We start from the raw sequence: 21,940 nt of genomic DNA on the forward strand, positions 1-21,940 counted from the left end.
TTTAGCCCAAGAAAAATCAGAATGAAGCGATACAGTTGGCGATTATGTAATCAAACCTAAGGATAGGTTGGCGTTGTGCACGATTTTTGAGCTCTGGAGTGTTGCATTGCTCGCTGTGGGAAGTGAGAGAGGAGGAATATATGAAGAGTCGATAGGGATACGGAGTTGCCGTGTCTCGTTTATTGAGTGATCACATCATTGAAATACAAGTTTCATATAGATTGAGCATTTCTGTCATTTTTCTTCTCCAAACTTCTTGCCGTTCAACAATTTATTCACTAACTATAAGATCGGGAAAGTAAAAATGAGCAAGGAAACCTTCGACGCAACGCGTTATAACCAAAGCGATAACAAGCCTTTTGAAGAAGTACTAGAAGCGAGTCTATCTCGTCGTAGCATCTTAAAAGGTGGCCTTGGTATCAGCGCAATGACTGCGTTTGGTGCTTTTGGATTGGCGGGCTGTAACTCTTCGAGCTCTGGCACGTCGGCAAGTAACGGTTCTGGCGTTTCGAAAGCGGTACTTAACTTTGACTCAATTCCTGGCTCGTTGACTGATGCCGTTTCTATTCCACAGGGTTATACCGCTCAGGTACTGGTACCTTGGGGTACACCGCTGAATGCTCAAGGCAGCGCGTGGAAAAATGATGGCAGCAATACCAGCTCAGACCAACTTAACGCGTTGGGCATGCACCATGATGGCATGCACTTTTTCCCATTAAATGACAGTACGACCGACGGCCTGCTTTGCATCAACCATGAATACATTGATACATCAGCACTGCATCCAAACGGTCCAACAGTCTCAAATGGCGTTCGCACAATAGTTGATGAAGTTCGCAAAGAGATTAACGCTCACGGCGTTTCCGTTGTTCGTATTCAGCTAGAAGACAATATGTGGAAATTGGTGGATACCGATCCGCTTAACCGCCGATACACTGGTGCGACAGTGATGGATTTATCTGGCCCAGTCGCTCACACGGCGCTTACTGTGACGCGTTTTTCGCCTGATGGCAGCCAAGCTCGTGGTACGTTAAACAACTGTGGCAACGGCTATACGCCGTGGGGCACTTACCTCACGTGTGAAGAGAACTGGCCTGGCTACTTCGTTAATGCGGGGACTCGTACAGAAGAACAAGATCGTATTGGTGTGGATGATAAGAGCACGCGTTACTTGTGGGAAACATTGGCAGGTAACGCAGAAGAGCGTTTAGATGAGTTCACGCGTTTTAATGTTGCACCAACAGGCACCAGCTCTGCAGACGATTACCGTAACGAAGCGAACGGCCATGGCTACATTGTAGAAATTGACCCATATACCCAAAACTCTCGTGCGAAAAAGCGTACCGCGCTTGGTCGCTTCCGCCACGAAGGTTGTGCTTTCGGTAAGCTAGAAGAAGGCAAACCCGTGGTATTTTACTCAGGTCATGATTCTCGTTTTGAATACCTTTACAAGTTCGAGTCTGCAGCGGCTTGGGATCCTGCTGATGCAAACCCTGCAAATCGCTTGGCGACGGGCGACAAGTACATGGACGAAGGCACACTTTACGTTGCGCGTTTCAATGAAGACAGCACAGGTACTTGGTTGCCACTAACGCTTGATAGTGTGACGACATCTGGTGGCACGCTTGCTGATCATTTTAACTCGTTAGCGGAAGTTATCATTAATACGGCTGGTGCGGCTGACCTTGTTGGCGCAACGCCAATGGATCGTCCTGAATGGTGCTCGGTTGACCCATTCACGGGCTCTGTATACCTCACGCTAACCAATAACACGCGCCGCACAGACGAAACGAATCCAGCAAACCCACGCTTAAACAACAAGTTTGGTCACGTTATTCGTTGGGATGAAGGCACTTCTGCGACAGACTTTATTTGGGATATCTTTGTTTTTGGTTCGCCTGCAAATGGTGATGCAGACACAAACCGTTCTGGCTTGAATGAGCTTAACCAATTTGCAAGTCCAGATGGCTTGGCATTTGATGGTCGCGGCATTCTTTGGATTCAGACTGATAACGGCGCAGATGAAGTCACGTCTTACACCAACGACCAAATGCTGGCGGTTGTACCATCTAAACTCACGAATGAAAATGGCGATCAAGCAGTGATCGGTGCAGACAACCAAGCAGAGCTGAAACGCTTCTTTGTTGGTCCAAACGGTTGCGAAGTGACAGGCTTTACCATTAGCCCAGATTACAAATCGTTATTTGTAAACATTCAACACCCTGGTAACTGGCCATACAGTGATGATGCCGCGCAAGAAACTCCGGCTGGAACTACAGTTCGTCCTCGTGCTGCAACCGTTGTGATTCGTCGTGAAGATGGTGGCGAAATAGCGGTTTAATCTCATCGTGTATTAAGATCTTAAAACTCAAGCCCTGCAATTGCAGGGCTGATGTTTAGGCTTATGTCTCGCTGTCATTCACATATGTGGGTTAGCGTTTTAACGAACCACCTGCGGTACGAATCACATCCTGATACCAGTAGAAGCTCTTTTTGCGTTTACGTTCTAAAGTGCCTTGTCCATCATCGTGACGATCAACGTAGATATATCCGTAACGCTTGCTCATTTCTGCCGTTGAGTTGGCTACTAAATCAATCGGCCCCCAACTGGTGAAACCCATTAATTCCACGCCATCAAGAATGGCTTCGTGCGCTTGCACTAGGTGATCGTTGAGGTAGGCAATGCGGTAGTCATCTTGAATTTCGCCATTTTCGTCAAATTCATCTCTCGCTCCCAAACCATTTTCCACGATAAAGAGCGGCTTTTGGTAGCGATCGTGCAAGAAGTTCAGCAAAATACGCAGACCTTTGGGATCGATCAACCAGCCCCATTGGCTCTTTTCCAAATATGGGTTCGGCACGCTCTCGACAATATTGCCGACTTCCTTTTGTTTCGGATCCGCGCTCGCACAGCCACTGGCGTAGTAGCTGAAGGAGATAAAATCGACACTGGCCGAGGCAATGTCTTCTAAATCACCGTCTTGCATCTGAATTTCGATGCCATTTTCACGGAAATAGCGCTTCATATAACCAGGATACTGACCACGAGTTTGCACATCACCGAAGAACAACCACTTGTTGTTTTCCTGCATGGCGGCTAACACATCATCAGGGTTACAAGTGTACGGGTAGTTCATGGCACCCAGTAACATGTTGCCGATTTTGCCATTCGGTACAATTTCCTGGCACAGCTTCACTGCTTTAGCATTCGCCACCAATTGATGGTGAATCGCTTGGTAAATCTGTTGCTCTGTTGCGTCTTCTGGCAAACCAACCCCAGTAAATGGTGCATGCAGAGACATGTTGATTTCGTTAAAGGTAAGCCACAGTTTGACCTTATCTTTGTAGCGTTCTAACACGGTTTTAGCGTAACGCTCGAAAAACTCGATCACTCGACGATCGCCCCAACCACCATAATTCTCAACCAAGGCGTAAGGCATCTCGTAATGAGAAAGCGTCACAAATGGTTGCATGTCGTGTTTGGCTAGCTCATCAAAAATGTTGTCGTAAAACGCCAGTCCTTCTTCGTTTGGCTCCAGTTCATCGCCATTAGGAAAAATACGACTCCAAGCGATGGACAAGCGCAGGCAGGTGAATCCCATCTCTTTAAATAAGGCAATATCTTCTGGATAGCGATTGTAGAAATCGATCGCAAGATCTTTGATACCGGGCGTTCGTTCTTCACGCGTTTGATGCGGGCTCAGAATGCCGTTTGGCAACATATCTGATGTTGATAAACCTTTACCCCCAAGGTTGTATGCCCCCTCTACTTGGTTTGCAGCAATGGCACCACCCCAAAGGAAATTATCTGGAAACTTAATCATGTTTCTCACTCTTTTATCATTAGAAAATTGCAGTTACTTGGATTTTTCTTTGCTTGAGAATAGTGCAGGTCACATCACGATTCTTGTAGCCAGATCGACTTTCTGAAGGGCGATTTGTTCGGTTTTAGAAAAGACGCCAACCGAAGCTAATCTGGTTGGCGTAACTATTCAGGTGGTGAATCAGAAAGTGAAGGCTAAGTTCGCCGCTGCTCCGAATTGATTATCGCCTGCGTAAGAACCTGCTAGGTCAAGGCTAACAACATCAAATGGGCTGATCCCAATCCCACCAGTGACGGAGTTATCTAGGTTATTCTCCAGATCTATTTCATAGCCTGCGCGAAGTTGTGCCCATCCCCACGCGTCGCCTTCGATACCGATGCGCACAAATTGAGTGTCATCATCAAGTTCTTTAAAGCGCTTTTGCGTGGTTAGATCGGCGTCTAAGCTCAGTGCTACGTAGTTACTCACGTAGCCAATCCCAACGGTTGCTTGAGGAGTGAGTTCGTAGGTATAACTACCGAGTTTGGTTTTAATGTCTTGCTTGAACACATCTTTAACGGACAAACCCGCACGAAAGGCTTCGTGATACCAAGCGATGCCAATATCCATATTGAAGGCGTTTTTTGAGACTTCGCTTTTGTCGTAATCTTCAATATCAAAGTCATCAAGCGTTGTACGTTGGGTGTAAGTTTTAAGTTGTTGATATTTAGGTGTGAGGCCAAAGGCGACGGTTTGTCCGCCAAGAGTATAGGTTCTTGATAGAGAGACGCCATATTCTGCGCTGCCAAATGCCGCCAAATTAACCGCCGAATTTAGGTATCGCTCAGCGGTGTTGGTGGCGTCAGAAATATCAGGTGCTGCAAGAATCTCCACATAGCCAGCGCTAAAAAGGTTCATTGACATAAAACGTGTTGGTATCGCGATGGCAAAGGTTAATCCACCGTTGATAACGATCGGCATACTGCTATCTAACTGATCTAACAGTCGATTCATTGCAGCTTCGTCTGCGGGAGTGGGTAGCCCCTGAATGCTGTCATACAAATCTTGTACATCATCGACGGTCGAAAGAGCGTCATCTTCATCGTGAATATTAACGCCAAAGGCGGGGATCAGTAGACCAATATCATCGTTTTCTCGATAAAGTGCACCAAGCGCAGGATTGTGAAGTGGAGCTGTTAAATAATCTGCCGATACCACTCCAGTATTTCCCATACCGTGACTGCGAGCATCGGCTGCATAAGGCGCAGCAAAGGAAGGAAGTGACAACAAAGTAAGGGCACTTGTCACTGCTAAAGTTGTTTTTCTCATAACGCGTCCATTCTTACTTGAAGTAAATACTTGTAATAAGTTAACGGTTGGATGCCAAAGCGGATGTCGACAACCAACAATTCCATTGATGAATGGCAGGGTGGTTATTCATCATGTTAAGCGTAGGTTAAGCAATCTGCTTTATAAAGCTGAGGGCGAGTTATTGGTTTGCACGAATAAAGATAAAGGCAAGTGGTTTCTTATGTGGCTCAATCAATCGTATTGGCGAGCTGAAATCGCAAGAGGAACGACATACCGGAACCAGGATTGCGTTGTGCTGTGACTTGTCCATTCATGTCTCGCATGTTGTTCGCGGTGATTGACAGTCCTAAACCCAAGCCTTCGCCGATCTTTTTGCTGGTTTGGAATGGCTCGAAAATGGTGTCGAGTTGTTCTAGTGCCACGCCACAACCGTTGTCACTGACCACTACTTCAACGTGGCTGTTAGTTGGTGTGACAACGATTGAAAGTTGGGGCTTGTCCCTAGATTGCATGGCATCAAGCGCATTGGATATCAGGTTGCCAAGCACTTGCTGTAAGCGTTGTTCTTCCCCTTGAATTTGCGGCAGATCGCTAGGTATTCGCACGCGAACATCCACATTCGCCAGCTGAGATTGATAGACACGCAGCGTCTCTTCCAACGCGCTGGTTAACGACAGTGCTTGTAGCTTTTCAGGTTTGTTGTACGCGAATGTTTTGAGCTGGCTCGTCATGCTCGCCATGCGGTCAATCAGCTTTTGCACGAGCACATTATTGGCCTTCATCATGGCGGTTTCGCCGCGTTCTGCTAATAACTCGTTGGTGGTGAGAAGGGTGCGCAATCCGGTAAGAGGTTGATTCAACTCGTGGGTAATCGCGCTCGACATGCGGCCCAACGCCGCCATTTTGCTTGATTCAATCAATTGCTCCTGAGCTTGACGTAGCGCTTGCGTGCGCTCTTCTACGCGCTGCGCTAGCTCTTGGTTGATGAGTTGTAGCGATTGTTCAGCCTTTTTGCGTTTACTGATATCGATGAGGGTGGCAAGAAAATACAGCTCTCCGTGCCAAGGAAAGGTCGTTAATGAGAACAGCACCGGGAAAACGCTCCCATCACTTCGCCTTGCCATCGTTTCAACGGCACTGATTTCTGCCAGCTCCTTATGTTTTGGTAGATCTCTGAGCAGTGTGAGCGTGGTTGAGTTGGGATTACCTGCATCAAACAACTCCCAAGCAAAAGTTTGACGATTGACATTTTCTGGCAAACAAAACAGCCGCTTAGCCATTGGATTGAGATCGAATAGCTGTCCTTGCTCATTAATCAACAGCAACCCAACGTGAGTTTTGTTGATCATCTGCTTAAGTCGCCTTTGGGATTCCTCCAGTAGAGCTTGAATACGCTGCTGGTTCTGGTTTTTCTGGTGCCGTTGCAAACCGATAATGGCCAACAAAATGATCAATAACAGCAACGCAGCGACACTCCAACCAATGACATTAATGGCTTGTTGAACTGGCTTGGTCGGGATGAGATAACTGACATACCAATTGAGGTCATCCAATTTAACGGTATGGGCAAAATAGCGTTGTTGATCCAGCGTCCAAAAATGGATCACGGTGTTGTCGTAGAGCTTTTGTGTTTCCTCATCTACTGCATGGTTTGGCTCATTGAACCAGTCTGCGTTGTAAGTGGTGCTGCTCGACAGGAAGAAACGCTGATGGCGGTTTTGCAGTGTAATAATGTCTTGGCTGGTGATGGTTTGTTCTGTCAGAAGGCTCAAGTTAATTTGTACGACGACAATACCCGCGATGTTGAGGCCATCAAAAATCGGTGCCGATAAATAATACAGAGGGCTTGAGCCTTTGGTTTTATTTACCAGAGAGACGCCTTCACCTTGGCGATGAATCTGTTCAACAATGGCACGTCGATCTGAACGGCTAAATCGTTCATCGATGAGGCTGGAAACCAACACTTCACCAGAGGTGGAGAGGATCAACCAACCTTCGGTATTCGCGGCTTTGTCGAGTTGGGTTAACTGGGCTTGCAGCGGTTCATAGTAAGTCAAATTGCCTTTTACAAACGCAATCGTTTCGGGATTGTTGGTGACTAAATAAGGCAGGTGATAAAAGCGTTTCAGTGCTCGGCGGACTTCGCCGATGTAATTCAGTAGTTTTTGTTGCGCTTCGGTTTGCGTTTGTGCGCTGAGCAATTGGTGGGCGATTTCACGACTAGCACTGTAAGAAAATAGCACCATCGCGCTTGCAAAAATCACAAGCAACCACGTTTTCCCTTTTCCGCTGAGCGTCATATCGACTCCATCCAAGTACTCGTTTTCTTAAGATAAGTTATTGATTTTCAGTTCTGCCTCGTCCTGATTGATGACCCAATCCACATGCAGGTTTGCCGATTTAGATTTTTCCTGTGCGGTTCACAGTGATTACTTATCCAGATTGAGACAGAGTGCGCCTAACTGATTGGATGTTAAAGAGTTGTAATTAAGAAGTGAGATCTAGCTCCTTTTCTCCCTCGTGGTTTTTGCTACCGTTACGAAAGACGTTTTAAACAGGCAGTAATTCATGGCTTTTGAAAGCACCCCCAACATCGCACTTATTGAAGATGATGACATTGTTCGTCAGGCAACTAGCCAATGGCTGCAACTGGCCGGATTTAACGTTGAGGTATTCAGTACCGGTGACGCTGGAAAGGCGGCGATACTAAGTCAAGACTTTGATGCTGTTGTCAGTGATGTTCGCTTGCCTGATAGCGATGGCCTCTCGATTTTAGAAAGCCTTATTGACCATCATATCCAAACGCCCGTTATCCTGATCACCGGACATGGGGATGTGGATATGGCGGTGAGTGCCTTGCAAAAAGGCGCATTTGACTTTATTGAGAAACCATTTCAGCCAGAGCGACTCTCGCAACGTGTGACGGAAGCGGTCGAGACTTATCGAGCGCAGACGTCAACGCAAGATCGTCAAGAATATCTCGCGAGCGTAAGTGGGCTCGAGGAAGTGCTGATTGGCCGAAGCCGAGTCATGCAGCAATTGCGTGAACAAGTTGCAAAGCTAGCGCGTATTGATACTAACGTCATTATTTATGGTGAAACGGGCTGTGGTAAAGAGCTGGTGGCTACCAGCCTGCATAAAGAAAGCCAACGCCAATCACATCGTTTCGTACCGATAAACTGTGGCGCGATTCCCGAAAATCTGTTCGAAAGTGAGCTGTTTGGTCACGAGCCCGGCGCTTTTACCGGAGCAAGTAAACGACGGATTGGCAAACTCGAATACGCCGATAAAGGCACGCTGTTTTTTGATGAAATCGAGAGTATGCCGCTTTCAATGCAGGTGAAAGTGCTGCGCTCATTACAAGAACATACTGTCGAGCGAGTTGGTGGTAACCAGCAGATCAATGTGGATTTGCGAGTGATCGCTGCCGCGAAAGAAGATCTCAACGATCATGAAGAGTTCCGCCAAGATTTGTATTATCGACTTAATGTTGCACAGATCTACTTACCGCCGCTTAGGGAGCGAGAAGAAGACGCGTTGATTCTGTTTGAGCACTTTGCATTGCAAACCAATCCAGACAGTCGACCGTTGAGTGATGCCGACAGAAATGCCGTGCTTTCTTACGCTTGGCCAGGAAATGTGCGCGAATTACGTAACGTCGCAATGCGTTTCGCGCTGGATGATACGGTTTCTGTGATGGAAATTCTTTCTAGCCGCCCGTCGTCAACCACGGAAGAGACTCAAGCGGGTGTTCCGTTGATGATTCAGCTGCACAACTTTGAGCGCAAAGTGTTGCATGATTCATTAGTGAGGCACCAAGGACGGATTAATGAAGTGATGCAAGAGCTCGATTTACCACGCCGCACCTTAAATCAGAAAATGCAAAAATTTGGTCTGAATCGCTCCGATTACACCGATTCGTGAATGGAATAATAGGAGCGATGTCGTTTTACCTTTCCGTTATGCGCTTTTAGTCGGTGTTTGGATGAACTTACCACCCACCTCGCTTTCATCTTGGAATGTCGTGACTTGATTTCGCCCGGTATGCTTCGAACAATACAGTGCTTCGTCGGCTCGGGTGAGTGCATCTTGTAAGCTGTCATTGGGCATTAGCTCGCTGATGCCGAAGCTCATCGTGACTTGGTTTTTAAAAGCAAGCAGCGACGTTTCACGTTCAATGCTGCGACGTACTAACTCGGCATAGGCTTTCGCGTTTTCGGCATTGGCAAGCAACACAATCATAAACTCGTCACCACCAAAGCGAACGGTACATGCTGACTCTGGTAACGTTTGTTTAAAAATCGTGGCGATGGTTGCCATGACTGAGTCGCCAGTGGTGTGCCCGTATTGGTCATTAATGGTTTTAAAATCGTCCACGTCAGTCATAACGATGCTGATAGGCGTATTTTTTTCGCGTGCTTGATTCACAAGGTTAGGCACAATGACTTCCATTGCACGTCGATTGTATAACCCAGTTAATGCATCCAAATGAGAAAGATCGTTGATGGATTTCACCAATCTTGCGTTGATCAACCACAACATACTAAAGCTCAAAGCAACAATGAGGCAGATACTAAATAGAAACGTCAGCTGGTGGATGATACCTGCATTCATAAAACTGGTGACTTCAGGTGCCCAAATGCTCCAAACGGTTCTGCCCGCCATAAAAGCACTAAACCCAAAGAAGGCGTACGCCATCACTTGAACGGGCAGCTTTAGATCGTCTCTTTTTCCCTTGAACATCGCAACGCCACTGCAGAAGGTGACTAAGCTCAAGTAGATACTAAGAAAAATGATTCGGCTACGAATAGATGGCGAATAAAAGGTGAAGTAATAAAAAAGGCCACTGAATACCGGTACCAGAAACGTGAGTACATGAGCGCACTTGAGGGGGAATTTACGGAAAATGCTGACGCCATATAACGTGAGCAAAAAGCCGATGATAATGATGGTATTGGAAAGAATGATCGTCAGCCAATCTGGGGCTGAGTCACGAAATCCCAATAAAAAAGGGCCTAAGCCAATAAACAACAGAGAAATGGCGAACGTTTTTAATCCTTTAATTTTGCTCTGAGTATATTGATAGCAAAGCAGGCTAATAGCATAGATACAAGAAAACAAAATGATAATAAAGTTGAGGGTTCTTATATCTAAATAGTGACTCTCCATATGTGCTCCACAACGAACCATTACTCGGGCAACTCCTTTGCCCGTCATCAATAAACGTCCAGTATGTTAGCGTAATTATAGAATGATGTCTTAAGTTAAACGGCTATTCGTTGACCAGCTCGAATTCTTTGATTTCTTCTGCTTTTTTAGTGAACAAAAGTCCGATCGTTGCCATGATGACACTAGGTACAATCCAGCTCGCGAACTCATTGTACAAAGGCATGTTGTGACTCATCCATTGGTCTGCAGCTTCCGGCATGTAGCCCAAAATGTGCAGAGCATCGACACAACCAAATGCTAGTGCAGTGAACGCGGTAAGCACCAACATGAACTGAGACATTTTGTTGCGAACGGGTGCCATCATCATCAAAGCAATCGCCACAGGATGAAGTGCCACAACCACAGGTAAAGTGATTGCCAATAGCTGCTCTAAACCGATGTTGGCGATAAAGCCTGACAGTACCATGGTGATGACGACACAGATTTTGTAGTTCACTTTGCTAAAGGTGTTGTCATAGAACTCGCTGCCTGCGGTTGTTACGCCAATCGCTGTGGTCAAACAGGCCAATACCATGACTGCACCCAACAACACCGAGCCAAACGCACCAAAGTGGTTGAAGGTGAACGCCGTTAAAATATCGCCACCATTGCTAAACTCTGAACCTAAGTAAGAGCTAGTGGAACCGATGTAAGACAACGAAATGTAAACAAACGCCATCGCGACAGCGTACATTAAGGCTGCAATTAGAGTGTATTTCGCCGTTGCTTTCGGGCAGTCCACTCCTATGCTGCGAATGGCACGGAAAATGATCCAACCAAAGCCAATTGAGCCCAACGCATCCATCGTCATGTACCCTTGCGTCAGACCTTCTGCAAACGCACCACTCACGTATGGGCCACTGGCTTGTGTCAACTCACCTGCTGGGTAAATCAAGGCAGTGACAGACATGATGATCAAAATCGCCATTAACGCCGGTGTTAGGATTTTTCCTAAGTTATCAACCAACTTTCCTGGGTAAAGTGCAAACCAAATGGTTGCTACACAAAAGGCAATCGTAAACGGCACTAATGCCGCCTCACCAAAGATTGGGGCGAAGCTAAATTGATAGGCGACGGTAATGGCTCGCGGAATCACAAATGCTGGCCCGATGACGATGAAGACCATCACCCAAAAACTGGTTGCTAGCGGTTTTGGTAGCGCAGCGGTTAGCTTGTCTGAGCCATTAACGATCGCCACCATTACCAATGCTAAAGCAGGTAGACCCACGCCAGTTAAAAGGAATCCAGACATTCCACTCAAAAAGTTTTCACCTGCTTGGTAACCCAAAAATGGAGGGAAGATAAGGTTACCTGCGCCCAAATACATGGCGAAAGTCATAAAGCCTAAGGCGGCGATATTGCGTGCGCTTAACATTGTTATTCCTCTTACACGTTTCGCTTGGAAGAAACTGAAAGGAATGGGAGAGAGTATGTAGTTGTTCCCGTCAGCTTCTTCTCAAGCTGACAGAAATTTTAGATGTAGCCTGTCAGCTCTGAATCAGTTCCAGAGAGAGCAGGAGGATCGCTGCAGCAACGCCGGACGGGCGTTTTAATGCGAATTGTGATTGCGCAGTTGCTGACATGAGAGATCCTTAATGACGAAAAAATACCAAGGAATACGTTTGCCTTGGTGTTTGTTTACCCTAACGAACTTAAGGGGATCGGCACAACCCCAAAGGAGAAAATAAGTCGATATGGTTAATCTTTATCTGTAAGTTGGTGGTTTAAACTGGAATTTGAACTGTAAATCAGAATAAATAACTTTTCAGTTCGTTAACATGACCGTTTTTGTTGGAATTTTGTTCATCATTTGGAGTTTTTATCTAAGCTGTATTGCTCAATAAGTGAGTGCTAATTTATGGTGGTGCTCATACTTGGTATGAACTCGATACGTTTTTAGACCTATTTCGCTAAGAGATGTTGCGTTGGGACACTTCGCGACAGAGTTGAATGCTTGTTTGTTATCGGCAAAAACTTGCTCATGGCTAAAAAGGGCAAATCTTTTGTATCGATCACAATTCATTAACGTTTTGCGAGGTTGTACCGCTTAGTCTCATTCTATCGTCGGCAATATCTTGCTTATTGCTTTACAGGTAAATGAGCGAGTTTTTGCTCATTTTTGGCTGGGAGATTATATTTATTAAATAAAAACAATGAGTTGAAAATTGGCATTTAAGTTGCTCTTAGCGTTTTGTTGTTAATAAAGGTTTAACATGATGTAAATCCATAATCGTGAAACGACTACACGGAGAGTAATAATGAAAATGAATAAGCTCGTAAAAGCACTGGCTATTGCTGTGACATCTTTTGGTATCGCGACAAATGCAGCGGCGGAAGAGCGCAGCTACATCCTTGCGACCGCTTCTACTGGTGGCACTTACTACCCAGTTGGGGTAGCTTTGGCGACATTAAGTAAAGTGAAACTCGCACCAAAGCACCACTTCTCCCTTTCTGCTATCAGCTCTGCTGGCTCTGGTGAAAACGTTAAACTATTGAATGAAAACGAAGCACAATTTGCGATTTTGCAAGGTTTGTACGGTGCGTGGGCTTGGTCGGGGGAAGGTCCTTACGAGAAAAGCGGTCGCCAAGAAAAGCTGCGTTCAGTCTCAATGTTATGGCAAAACGTTGAACACTTCATTGTTCGTAGCGACTTAGCAAAAACCGGTACGGTTAGTGATCTGAAAAACCTCGAAGGGAAAAAGTTCTCTATCGGTAAAAAGAACTCCGGTACTGAGAACTCAGGCCGTCAGATCATGAAAGGCCTGAGTGTTGACCCAGATAAGTTCAACCTTGCCTTTATGGGGTATGGCGGCAGTGCAAGTGCGCTACAAAATGGCACCATCGATGGTATGAATACGCCAGCTGGTGTTCCTGTTGGGGCGGTGACGCAAGCATTTGCGGCGCTAGGCAAAGATATCTCGATTCTTTCGTTCACTGACGAGCAAATCAAGCAAGCCAACGGCAACTACAAGTTGTGGACCAAGTACGACATTCCTGCCAACACTTACCCAGGTTTAGATAAACCAATCACGACGATTGCTCAGCCCAACTTCCTTGCGGTTCGAGACGATATCTCGGAAGAGGACGTTTACCAACTGACCAAAGCCATTTACGAGAACCTTCCGTTCCTACAAGGCATCCACAAAGCAACCAAAGCGATGGCGATCGAAAAAGCGATTTCGGGGCTTCCTTTACCGCTGCATCCGGGTGCGGTTCGTTACTACAAAGAAATGGGAATCGAAATCCCATCTGAACTGATGGCGCAATAACGCCAACTTCGCCCCGAGTGCATCTCGGGGCTTTTATTTTGTTTTAAACATTGAAAAAGCCGTTAGAGCTTGGAGTAGGATATGAGCGACTCTATGGAAAAGGAATTGCAGAAATTTGAGCTGCCCACGCGCACCGATTTCCCGTGGGTAACCACCACCATCACGGTGTTCGGCGTGGTACTTTCTGCATTGCATATTTGGTTTAACACCTTATCGACGTTACCGGAACTCTGGATATCCGCGACGCACTTTGCTGGCTTTGCGGTAATTTGTGCACTTTGGTATCCGGCTCATATCTCTTTGAAGCAGAGCAAAATGGCTCTTGCGGTCGATGTGCTCATCGCAGCAGGGGCTATCGCCTGTTTGCTTTACATTCCATATGCCGAAGATGCGTTGTATGAACGTGGTGTTAAGTTTGTCACTAGCGACTGGGTCTTTGCCATTATGGCGATATTGATCGTCATCGAACTGATTCGCCGCACCATGGGGTGGTTTATTCCTGTGTTGATTGTGATCTGTTTGAGCTACGTTGTTCTGTGGGGAAAATGGGCGACGGGTATTTTTCATTTTCCGGGGTTGAGCATGGAAACCCTGCTTTATCGCAGTTTCTATTCTTCTGAAGGCATGTTCGGTTCTATTTCTCGCATCAGTTGGACATTCGTTTTTATGTTCATCCTCTTTGGTGCGTTTTTAGTACGCTCTGGCGTTGGGGATTACATCATCAATGTCGCTCGTGCAGCCGCAGGAAAAATCATCGGAGGGCCGGGTTTCATTGCCGTGCTTGGCTCGGGTTTAATGGGCTCTGTGTCGGGATCTAGCGTGGCGAATACCGTGTCGACAGGGGTGATCAGTATTCCGTTGATGCAAAAAGCAGGTTTCCCTTCGCGCTTTGCTGCAGGGGTTGAGGCTGCGGCTTCTACTGGTGGTCAGTTGATGCCTCCGGTGATGGGCGCGGGCGCGTTCATTATGGCGTCTTATACTCAAATTCCTTACGTGGATATCATTGCTGTATCGTTTGTCCCTGCGTTGATTTATTTCTTATCGGTCGCGTTTTTTGTGCGTATCGAAGCGAAGCGTAGCGGCGTGCAGAAAATTACAACCAGTGACGAATCGCTTATCAAAGTTCTGGTGAGTGGTTGGCACAACCTCATTCCTTTGGTGGTTCTGGTGACGTTGCTCGTGAAAGGTTTTACACCCACTTATGCGGCAGGCCTTTCCATCATTTCTGTTGTTGTCTCTTCGTGGTTTTCGAAAGATCACAAAATGGGACCAAAAGCGATCATCGAGGCTATGTCTCAAGGCGCGAAGAACATGGCAACCACCGCTGTCTTGCTGGTGGGTATTGGTTTAGTGATCAACGTAATCAGTACCACAGGCATCGGCAACACTTTCTCTTTGATGATCAATGGTTGGGCGAATGGTGATTTGTTCATTATGCTCGTGTTGATTGCTTTGGCATCGTTGGTTTTAGGTATGGGCTTACCTGTGACAGCGGCGTATATTGTTCTGGGCACTTTGTCTGCACCTGCCTTGTATAAGTTGATTGCCGAGAACCAACTTTTAGAGTTGATGGTTTCAGGGCAGTTGCCTGAGCAAGCGAAAGCGATCTTCATGCTAGCGGCACCAGATAAGCTCGAACTTCTCAATGCGCCAATGGCGCTGGAAACGGCGAAAGAAATGCTGTCGCTGGTTCCTGCTGATTTTGTTGAAACGCTACTAGAGCAAAGTCTGGGTTTAGAGGCGGTTGGCTTGGCATTGTTGGCTGCGCATTTGATCATTTTCTGGCTTTCGCAAGACAGTAACGTTACGCCACCAGTGTGTTTAACCGCATTCGCAGCGGCGACCATTGCGAAAACGCCACCAATGCGGACAGGCTTAATGGCTTGGAAAATTGCGAAGGGGCTGTACTTGGTTCCATTGTTAATTGCCTATACCGGATTGGTCAGTTGGGATGTGACATCCGTAATTACTGTCGGCTTCTTTGCGATAGTGGGTACTTACGCGCTCATTGGAGCCATTGAAGGTTACTTAGAAGGACCATTGAATATATTGATGAGACTGGTTCTGCTTACTATCGGTGCACTTTTGGTTTGGCACGACATTCCAATCTTAATTCGTGTGGTGTGCTGCGCGGTATTCGTTGCCGTGTTTGTTTACAGTGGGCGCAAGTTCAAATTGCAACAGTCTCAACTTTCGGTTTTATAAGAGGTCGTATGAAATCAGTCTATGACTACATTGTTGTGGGTGGTGGTATCGTTGGTGTGTCCACGGCTTGGCAGCTCCAACAACGCCATCCAGAGTGTTCTATTTTATTGGTTGAGAAAGAGTCTGGTTTTGCTAAGCATCAAACCGGGCATAACAGCGGCGTTATCCACGCGGGTGTGTATTATGCGCCGGGCAGTTTAAAAGCCGACTTTTGTAAACGCGGCGTAGAAAAAACGCTCTCGTTTTGCTCTCAGCATAATATTCCGGTCGAAAACTGCGGCAAGTTGTTGGTTGCAACTAACGAGCAAGAAGTCGAACGAATGAACGCCCTTTATGAACGCTGCCACGTCAACGGGATTGATGTGGAATTGCTTGATGAAGCGCAGCTCAAGTTGGCGGAGCCGAATATCACAGGGTTGGGTGCGATTTACGTGAAAACCACCAGTATTGTTGATTACCGCTTGGTAACAGAGCATATGGCACAGGAGTTCCAAAGTTTAGGTGGTCATATTAGCTTAAGAACCAAGGTGGTTGCCGCCGATGAGAAAGATGAAGAAGTACAACTGACTTGCGTTTCCGATGGGCAATCTATGCAGCTGAACTGCAAGTTTCTAGTCACTTGCAGTGGATTGATGGCCGATCGGATGACAAAAATGATGGGCATTCCGACCGATTTTCAAATCGTGCCTTATCGCGGTGAATACTACCGATTAGACAGTAAGCATAACCAAGTGGTGAACCACTTAATCTACCCAATTCCAGATCCAGATTTGCCATTTTTGGGGGTGCATTTGACTCGTATGATTGATGGTTCTGTGACGGTTGGTCCAAATGCCGTTCAGGGTTGGAAGCGAGAAGGGTATGGAAAAGTGAACTTTAACCTGCAAGATACACTGCAAATGCTGAGTTTTTCTGGCTTTTGGAAAGTCACACAAAAGCACTTAAAAACGGGCTTGGAAGAGTTTAAAAACTCGTGGTGGAAGCCTGGGTATTTAAAACTGGTCAATAAATATTGTCCGAGTATTCGTGTTGAGGATCTTCAACCTTACCCAGCAGGGATTCGCGCGCAAGCGGTGTTGTCGGACGGCACTCTAGTGCACGATTTCCTATTTGCAGAGAGCGCAAGAAGCCTTCACGTGTGTAATGCGCCTTCCCCTGCGGCCACATCTGCCATGCCTATCGGAGAGTACATTTGCGATAAGGTCGATGAGAAAGTGGTAGCTAAAGTCGTCTAGTCAGACATAAAGAGCCAGTTTTGAACACTGGCTCTTTCATTTCATCAGGTTTTTGTTGGTGGCATTCTACTTCGGGCAAAGTTCGCCTTTTTTGGCGTGTCTTTCGATCATGTAATCGCCTCTTGCACTGCGTAAGACCATTGCGTTCCACACTTCAGCGTCTTGAAGCTCGAACTCAAACGCATAGTGAGTACCCGCTACCACTTGAGTGCGTACTTCGTTGATGTTTTTTAATTTATCTTCGGCGTTCATCTGGTACAAAACCATACTCAACGAGCGCTGCGCTTCTGGAGTAACTTGAGAAACTTGCCATCCACCGGGTTGACTCTTTTCTGCCGAACAAATTGCCTGCATTTTCTTTTTCATCGCGGGTGAAACTTGCTTGTCCACGGCGTAGACATTGTTGGTGATCGTGAGGATTGCAAGAGTGGCTGCGGCTCCCCAATATTTCCTAACACTCATAAAGACACTCCGTTATTTGTCCTTGATTGAGTATAAGCACGGCTGTGTTGCTTTACATAATGAGAAGAAGTTGGAACGGAAAGTCGTACAAAATAGTGGTGAGTCCTTTCGATACATAAATGAGCGCCGCTTCACTGAAATTTGTCCGAAAAGTGCACTATATTGAAAGAGTCAGAGACATGGGGTTTCTGGCTTTTCTTTTATCAGGAGGACGAAGACGATGAGAATTAAGGATATTCTCGATAGCCGTTTGGTGCTGTCGTTCTGGTACAACCTAGACTACTGCTTGTCTCTTCTTAGCAAAATCTCTTCTCGTTAATTTCCTCAATGCTCTCGCATTGAAAAGCATCTGATCTATTTGTTTTCTACTCTTACGCTTTAGCGCGTAGGGCCATGCGTACAAGGAAATTAACAATGAAACGTATTCCAGAACCTTTCCGTATCAAAATGGTTGAGCCAATCAAAATGACCACGTTGGCTGACCGAGAAATCGCTCTCAAAGAAGCGGGTTACAACCCATTTTTATTGCGCAGTGATGACGTGTATATCGATTTGCTTACCGATTCCGGCACAGGTGCCATGAGCGATAACCAGTGGGCTGGCATTATGTTGGGGGATGAGTCTTACGCGGGTAGTCGTAACTACTACAACTTATGCAGCGCAGTGGAGCATTTCTTCGGCTACAAACTGACGGTGCCTGCGCACCAAGGCCGAGGAGCGGAGCAGATATTGTTCCCTGCTCTGATTGAACGTATGCGCCAAGTACGTGGCGGTGAAACGCCAGTGTTCATCTCGAACTATCACTTTGATACTACTGCGGGGCATATTGAGCTCAACGGCGGTAAGGCTATCAACGTTGTGACGGCAGAAGCGTTCGATACCACGACGCCTTACGATTGGAAAGGTAACTTCGACCTCAACAAACTGGTAGAAACGATTGAAGAGCATGGCTCGAAGAACATCTGTGCCATCATCACGACAGTGACGTGTAACAGCTCGGGTGGCCAACCGGTATCGATGGAAAACATGCGCAGCGTGTACGAAATTGCCACCAAATACGATATCCCAGTGGTGATTGACTCGGCTCGCTATTGTGAGAATGCTTATTTCATCAAACAGCGTGAAGAAGGCTACGCTGACAAATCGATTTTGGAAATCATTCGTGAAATGTATCAATACGGCGATATGCTCACGATGTCTGCCAAGAAAGATCCAATGGTGAACATTGGTGGCATGTGTTGTATTCGTGATCATCAAGAGTTGTTCCAAGCGGTGCAAACGCGCTGCGTTCCTATGGAAGGTTTTGTCACTTATGGCGGCATGGCTGGGCGCGATATGGAGGCTTTAGCCCGTGGCTTGTATGAGGGCGCGGATGAAGACTTCCTGCATTATCGAATCAGTCAGGTGCAATACTTGGGCGAACGTCTGCGGGAGGGGGGAATTCCAATCCAATATCCAACTGGTGGCCATGCGGTGTTTGTTGATGCGGCGAAAATATTGCCGCACATTCCAGCCGATCAGTTCCCAGCACAAGCCTTGTGCAATGCGTTGTATCTGGAGGCTGGGATTCGAGCTGTTGAGATTGGCTCATTGTTGCTCGGACGTGACCCTGAAACGGGTGAACAGAAAGCCTCTGAGCTTGAATTAATGCGCTTAACGATTCCACGTCGAGTCTATACTAACGATCACATGGACTATATCGCGGATGCGTTGATCGAGTTGAAGAACCGAGCTCATGAATTGAAAGGTTTGACGTTCGAATATGAGCCTCCGGTTTTACGTCACTTTACGGCTCGCTTCCGTGAAATTGATTAACCTGAAGTAGGTTTGACACTTAGATAATTAGGTATCTAGGTACTTTAGTAAAGAGCAAAAGGCCGCGAGTGTCGCGGCCTTTTTTGATTTGTCTGTTCAGTTCATTCCGAGCGGATATTACGCTAGCTCTAACGTGATGCGCACGAACTGTTCGTCTTGATATTGCACTTCATAATTGAATGTGCCACTGGCATAAATACTGCCAAGGAACAATGAGCGCTGACTCATTGGGCCACGGAAAAGCATCGAAATTGGTGCAATCATGGCGTTATTGTCGTCGAAATGTTGGTTTAAGTTATTTGATAACACACACAGCAAACAGCCATGCTGGTCATGCGATAGGTCGACATCTTCAGGACGAGAAAGCAGTACAGTGGTACCGAGTTTTTTCTCAATTTCGTTAATTAGTAGCAGGTAGCTATCTAAGTGAGGTTGCGGATTACTTGGTTTGTTCGCGTCAACGCAGCGTTCAAGTAAGGCTTCAAGGTTGCCATTTTCCCCTTTCGCCTGTTGAGTCAGAGACTTTAACGGCTTTTTAATCAGTTTGTAGCGATTGCTTTTCAGTTTAGGCTTTAGCCATTTTTGCAGCAGATCATTACGCTCTGTTATAGGAAGAGGTCGTGAAGACGCATGAATTTTGAAGTGCAGGTGCAATAAGGCGTGCACTGCAAGCTCGCTCAGAAGTTGGTTAGCATCTGCGGATTGTCTTGCCTGCTTAGAACTTTGCATTACACTCAAACGAAATTTAAGAAGAAGGATAATGGTGCCGAGAGAGGGACTCGAACCCTCACACCTAAGGCACTAGCACCTCATGCTAGCGTGTCTACCAATTTCACCATCTCGGCATCATGATGCTCTGCATACACAGAGGCCTCAAAAAGAAGCACTCCAAATTGTATAACCAAACTCCATCTGTTGGCGAGAGTAAAATTGCTCATTTTTGGTGTTTCACGTTTGATTGCGTATTTATTGGCCGTTTTTGATCTTTTTACCATAAAGAACCGTTCCAATGCCCTTACTTTTCCTACCAGTATGGCTGCAAAATAGCAGGTTTGCATAAATTTTGAACGCTTGAACGTTTGCGTCAATAAATGTGATGAATATCTCGTTCGCTTGGCTATACTTGCGTCCCGTTTAAGCGGGAATTAGGGTTTAGTTGTTCAGGACCCTTACCCATACAAGCCGTCACAAGGAGCAGGTCGAGTTATAAACTCACCAGCAGTGAATGACCCCACGGACCGGACCAGCTAAGTTCAATTGCTTGTATAAGGTAAAAATTAAGATGTCGAACTATCCGTTCAGTCTACATTCTGGATCTACGAGTGCTTTGCCACTCGATACGTTGTCCCTTTCTTCTGCCAATTCCTTTGGTTCTCTTTTCTTTTTCAACGTTCAGTAGGTCCGACTCATGAGTGTTCTATTTAGTTTATTTGGTATTGTTGCACTACTAGGTTGTGCTTTCCTACTGTCTGAGAGCCGTTCATCCATCAATTGGAAAACTGTGTCTCGCGCTTTGTTACTTCAGTTGGGCTTTGCCGCTCTGGTGCTTTATTTCCCGATGGGACAAGCCGCACTAGCGAGTTTAAGTAATGGCGTTGCCGGGTTATTAAGCTTTGCTGATGAAGGGATTCGATTCCTTTTTGGTGATCTCGCTTCTACTGGTTTCATCTTCGCTGTTCGCGTCCTTCCTATCATCATTTTCTTCAGCGCTCTTATCTCTGCCCTTTACTACTTGGGCATCATGCAAAAAGTAATTCAATTTATCGGCGGCGCTATCCAGAAATTCTTGGGTACCAGTAAAGCGGAATCACTCGTTGCAACGGGTAATATCTTCCTATCTCAAGGTGAGTCACCACTTCTTATTCGTCCGTTCCTATCAAACATGACTCGTTCTGAGCTATTTGCAGTGATGGCTGGTGGTATGGCATCGGTAGCGGGCAGTGTGCTTGGCGGCTATGCCGGCTTGGGTGTAGAGCTGAAATACCTTATCGCTGCGAGCTTCATGGCAGCGCCTGGTAGTTTGCTAATGGCGAAAATCATCGTTCCTGAGCGTCAAACGCCAAGCGATTACAACAACATTGAGCTAGACAAATCAGAAGAAAGTAACGTTATCGATGCACTAGCAAGCGGTGCGATGGGCGGTATGAAAGTCGCAGTGGCTGTCGGTACTATGCTGATTGCTTTTGTGAGTGTGATTGCGATGGTGAACACAGGCCTAGAAAACCTAGGTGAAATGTTTGGTTTTGCTGGTGTAACACTGCAAGCGATTTTGGGTTACCTATTTGCACCATTAGCCTGGTTGATTGGTGTGCCAAGCCACGAGATCCTAGCGGCTGGTTCTTACATTGGTCAGAAAGTTGTAATGAACGAATTTGTGGCGTTCATCGACTTCGTACAGCACAAAGCGACACTGTCTGAGCACACTCAAGTGATCATCACATTCGCTCTATGTGGTTTCGCGAACATCGGTTCGATTGCGATTCAGCTAGGTTCTATCGGTGTGATGGCACCTGAACGTCGTAAAGATGTAGCAAGCATGGGTCTTAAAGCGGTAGCGGCTGGTACGCTAGCGAACCTAATGAGCGCATGTCTAGCAGGTATCTTTATCTCGCTTTAATATGATTGAGCAATA

14 protein-coding genes and 1 tRNA gene are annotated in these 21,940 nt (G+C 46.4%); 7 read left to right on the forward strand and 8 right to left on the reverse strand.

Annotation, left to right across the window (positions count from 1 at the left end; genetic code table 11):
* Positions 1-304 precede the first annotated feature (304 nt).
* Entirely contained in the window at positions 305-2,341 is a 2,037-nt protein-coding gene (locus ACF8OV_RS18005) for a PhoX family phosphatase (protein WP_140092770.1), read from the forward strand.
* Positions 2,342-2,432: 91 nt separating this feature from the next.
* On the opposite strand, the gene ACF8OV_RS18010 is transcribed toward ACF8OV_RS18005, so the two are convergent.
* From ACF8OV_RS18010 to ACF8OV_RS18020, 3 genes are all read right to left on the reverse strand, one after another.
* Complete coding sequence (locus ACF8OV_RS18010; protein WP_203504301.1) at positions 2,433-3,824, reverse strand: glycoside hydrolase family 1 protein; 1,392 nt, start codon at positions 3,822-3,824, stop codon at positions 2,433-2,435.
* Positions 3,825-4,004: 180 nt separating this feature from the next.
* Complete coding sequence (locus ACF8OV_RS18015; protein ID WP_025503788.1) at positions 4,005-5,132, reverse strand: conjugal transfer protein TraF; 1,128 nt, start codon at positions 5,130-5,132, stop codon at positions 4,005-4,007.
* 209 nt (positions 5,133-5,341) lie between these two features.
* Positions 5,342-7,414, reverse strand: coding sequence for a sensor histidine kinase (locus tag ACF8OV_RS18020; RefSeq protein ID WP_258496291.1), 2,073 nt, complete (start codon positions 7,412-7,414; stop codon positions 5,342-5,344).
* 268 nt (positions 7,415-7,682) lie between these two features.
* Here ACF8OV_RS18020 and ACF8OV_RS18025 point away from each other — a divergent pair, with 268 nt between their 5' ends.
* The gene (locus tag ACF8OV_RS18025; RefSeq protein ID WP_153644379.1) at positions 7,683-9,038 is read left to right on the forward strand and encodes a sigma-54 dependent transcriptional regulator; all 1,356 of its coding nucleotides are present in this window, start codon (positions 7,683-7,685) and stop codon (positions 9,036-9,038) included.
* Between the two features lie 36 nt (positions 9,039-9,074).
* Here the strand turns inward: ACF8OV_RS18025 and ACF8OV_RS18030 are convergent, their stop codons facing one another.
* Positions 9,075-10,283, reverse strand: coding sequence for a GGDEF domain-containing protein (locus ACF8OV_RS18030; RefSeq protein WP_021450318.1), 1,209 nt, complete (start codon positions 10,281-10,283; stop codon positions 9,075-9,077).
* A gap of 103 nt (positions 10,284-10,386) precedes the next feature.
* Positions 10,387-11,697, reverse strand: coding sequence for a branched-chain amino acid transport system II carrier protein (brnQ, locus tag ACF8OV_RS18035; protein WP_153644380.1), 1,311 nt, complete (start codon positions 11,695-11,697; stop codon positions 10,387-10,389).
* A gap of 883 nt (positions 11,698-12,580) precedes the next feature.
* Between brnQ and ACF8OV_RS18040 the strand changes: the two genes are divergently transcribed.
* The 3 genes from ACF8OV_RS18040 to lhgO all read left to right on the forward strand — a co-directional run bounded on the left by ACF8OV_RS18040 (position 12,581) and on the right by lhgO (position 17,031).
* The gene (locus ACF8OV_RS18040) at positions 12,581-13,591 is read left to right on the forward strand and encodes a TAXI family TRAP transporter solute-binding subunit (protein WP_005484315.1); all 1,011 of its coding nucleotides are present in this window, start codon (positions 12,581-12,583) and stop codon (positions 13,589-13,591) included.
* Between the two features lie 81 nt (positions 13,592-13,672).
* A complete protein-coding gene (locus ACF8OV_RS18045; protein ID WP_020834858.1) occupies positions 13,673-15,796 on the forward strand; it encodes a TRAP transporter permease in 2,124 nt (707 codons plus the stop codon).
* Between the two features lie 8 nt (positions 15,797-15,804).
* On the forward strand, positions 15,805-17,031 hold the full coding sequence (gene lhgO, locus ACF8OV_RS18050; RefSeq protein ID WP_005459316.1) for an L-2-hydroxyglutarate oxidase: 1,227 nt from the start codon (positions 15,805-15,807) through the stop codon (positions 17,029-17,031).
* A gap of 66 nt (positions 17,032-17,097) precedes the next feature.
* Here the strand turns inward: lhgO and ACF8OV_RS18055 are convergent, their stop codons facing one another.
* A complete protein-coding gene (locus tag ACF8OV_RS18055; RefSeq protein ID WP_317676221.1) occupies positions 17,098-17,493 on the reverse strand; it encodes a cystatin domain-containing protein in 396 nt (131 codons plus the stop codon).
* A gap of 414 nt (positions 17,494-17,907) precedes the next feature.
* Here ACF8OV_RS18055 and ACF8OV_RS18060 point away from each other — a divergent pair, with 414 nt between their 5' ends.
* Positions 17,908-19,308: a tryptophanase gene (locus ACF8OV_RS18060; protein WP_140050785.1), complete on the forward strand. Its 1,401-nt coding sequence runs from the start codon at positions 17,908-17,910 to the stop codon at positions 19,306-19,308.
* A gap of 117 nt (positions 19,309-19,425) precedes the next feature.
* On the opposite strand, the gene ACF8OV_RS18065 is transcribed toward ACF8OV_RS18060, so the two are convergent.
* Positions 19,426-20,037 (reverse strand): DUF2913 family protein, encoded by a 612-nt coding sequence (locus ACF8OV_RS18065; protein WP_021484342.1) that lies wholly within the window; start codon positions 20,035-20,037, stop codon positions 19,426-19,428.
* Between the two features lie 32 nt (positions 20,038-20,069).
* A tRNA-Leu gene (locus ACF8OV_RS18070) sits at positions 20,070-20,153 on the reverse strand.
* 563 nt (positions 20,154-20,716) lie between these two features.
* Here ACF8OV_RS18070 and ACF8OV_RS18075 point away from each other — a divergent pair.
* The gene (locus ACF8OV_RS18075; RefSeq protein WP_005459233.1) at positions 20,717-21,925 is read left to right on the forward strand and encodes a NupC/NupG family nucleoside CNT transporter; all 1,209 of its coding nucleotides are present in this window, start codon (positions 20,717-20,719) and stop codon (positions 21,923-21,925) included.
* Positions 21,926-21,940: the final 15 nt, after the last annotated feature.

The organism is Vibrio sp. GLN_1, from assembly GCF_043106015.1.
In the GTDB taxonomy this organism is placed as follows: domain Bacteria; phylum Pseudomonadota; class Gammaproteobacteria; order Enterobacterales; family Vibrionaceae; genus Vibrio; species Vibrio parahaemolyticus.

Bases quoted from the DNA above. Each gene is read 5' to 3' on its own strand.
- ACF8OV_RS18025 (WP_153644379.1), top strand. From the start codon at position 7,683: ATGGCTTTTGAAAGCACCCCCAACATCGCACTTATTGAAGATGATGAC.
- ACF8OV_RS18010 (WP_203504301.1), bottom strand. From the start codon at position 3,824: ATGATTAAGTTTCCAGATAATTTCCTTTGGGGTGGTGCCATTGCTGCA.
- ACF8OV_RS18040 (WP_005484315.1), top strand. From the start codon at position 12,581: ATGAAAATGAATAAGCTCGTAAAAGCACTGGCTATTGCTGTGACATCT.
- ACF8OV_RS18020 (WP_258496291.1), bottom strand. From the start codon at position 7,414: ATGACGCTCAGCGGAAAAGGGAAAACGTGGTTGCTTGTGATTTTTGCA.
- ACF8OV_RS18045 (WP_020834858.1), top strand. From the start codon at position 13,673: ATGAGCGACTCTATGGAAAAGGAATTGCAGAAATTTGAGCTGCCCACG.
- ACF8OV_RS18005 (WP_140092770.1), top strand. From the start codon at position 305: ATGAGCAAGGAAACCTTCGACGCAACGCGTTATAACCAAAGCGATAAC.
- ACF8OV_RS18030 (WP_021450318.1), bottom strand. From the start codon at position 10,283: ATGGAGAGTCACTATTTAGATATAAGAACCCTCAACTTTATTATCATT.
- ACF8OV_RS18015 (WP_025503788.1), bottom strand. From the start codon at position 5,132: ATGAGAAAAACAACTTTAGCAGTGACAAGTGCCCTTACTTTGTTGTCA.
- lhgO (WP_005459316.1), top strand. From the start codon at position 15,805: ATGAAATCAGTCTATGACTACATTGTTGTGGGTGGTGGTATCGTTGGT.
- ACF8OV_RS18065 (WP_021484342.1), bottom strand. From the start codon at position 20,037: ATGCAAAGTTCTAAGCAGGCAAGACAATCCGCAGATGCTAACCAACTT.
- ACF8OV_RS18075 (WP_005459233.1), top strand. From the start codon at position 20,717: ATGAGTGTTCTATTTAGTTTATTTGGTATTGTTGCACTACTAGGTTGT.
- ACF8OV_RS18055 (WP_317676221.1), bottom strand. From the start codon at position 17,493: ATGAGTGTTAGGAAATATTGGGGAGCCGCAGCCACTCTTGCAATCCTC.
- brnQ (WP_153644380.1), bottom strand. From the start codon at position 11,697: ATGTTAAGCGCACGCAATATCGCCGCCTTAGGCTTTATGACTTTCGCC.
- ACF8OV_RS18060 (WP_140050785.1), top strand. From the start codon at position 17,908: ATGAAACGTATTCCAGAACCTTTCCGTATCAAAATGGTTGAGCCAATC.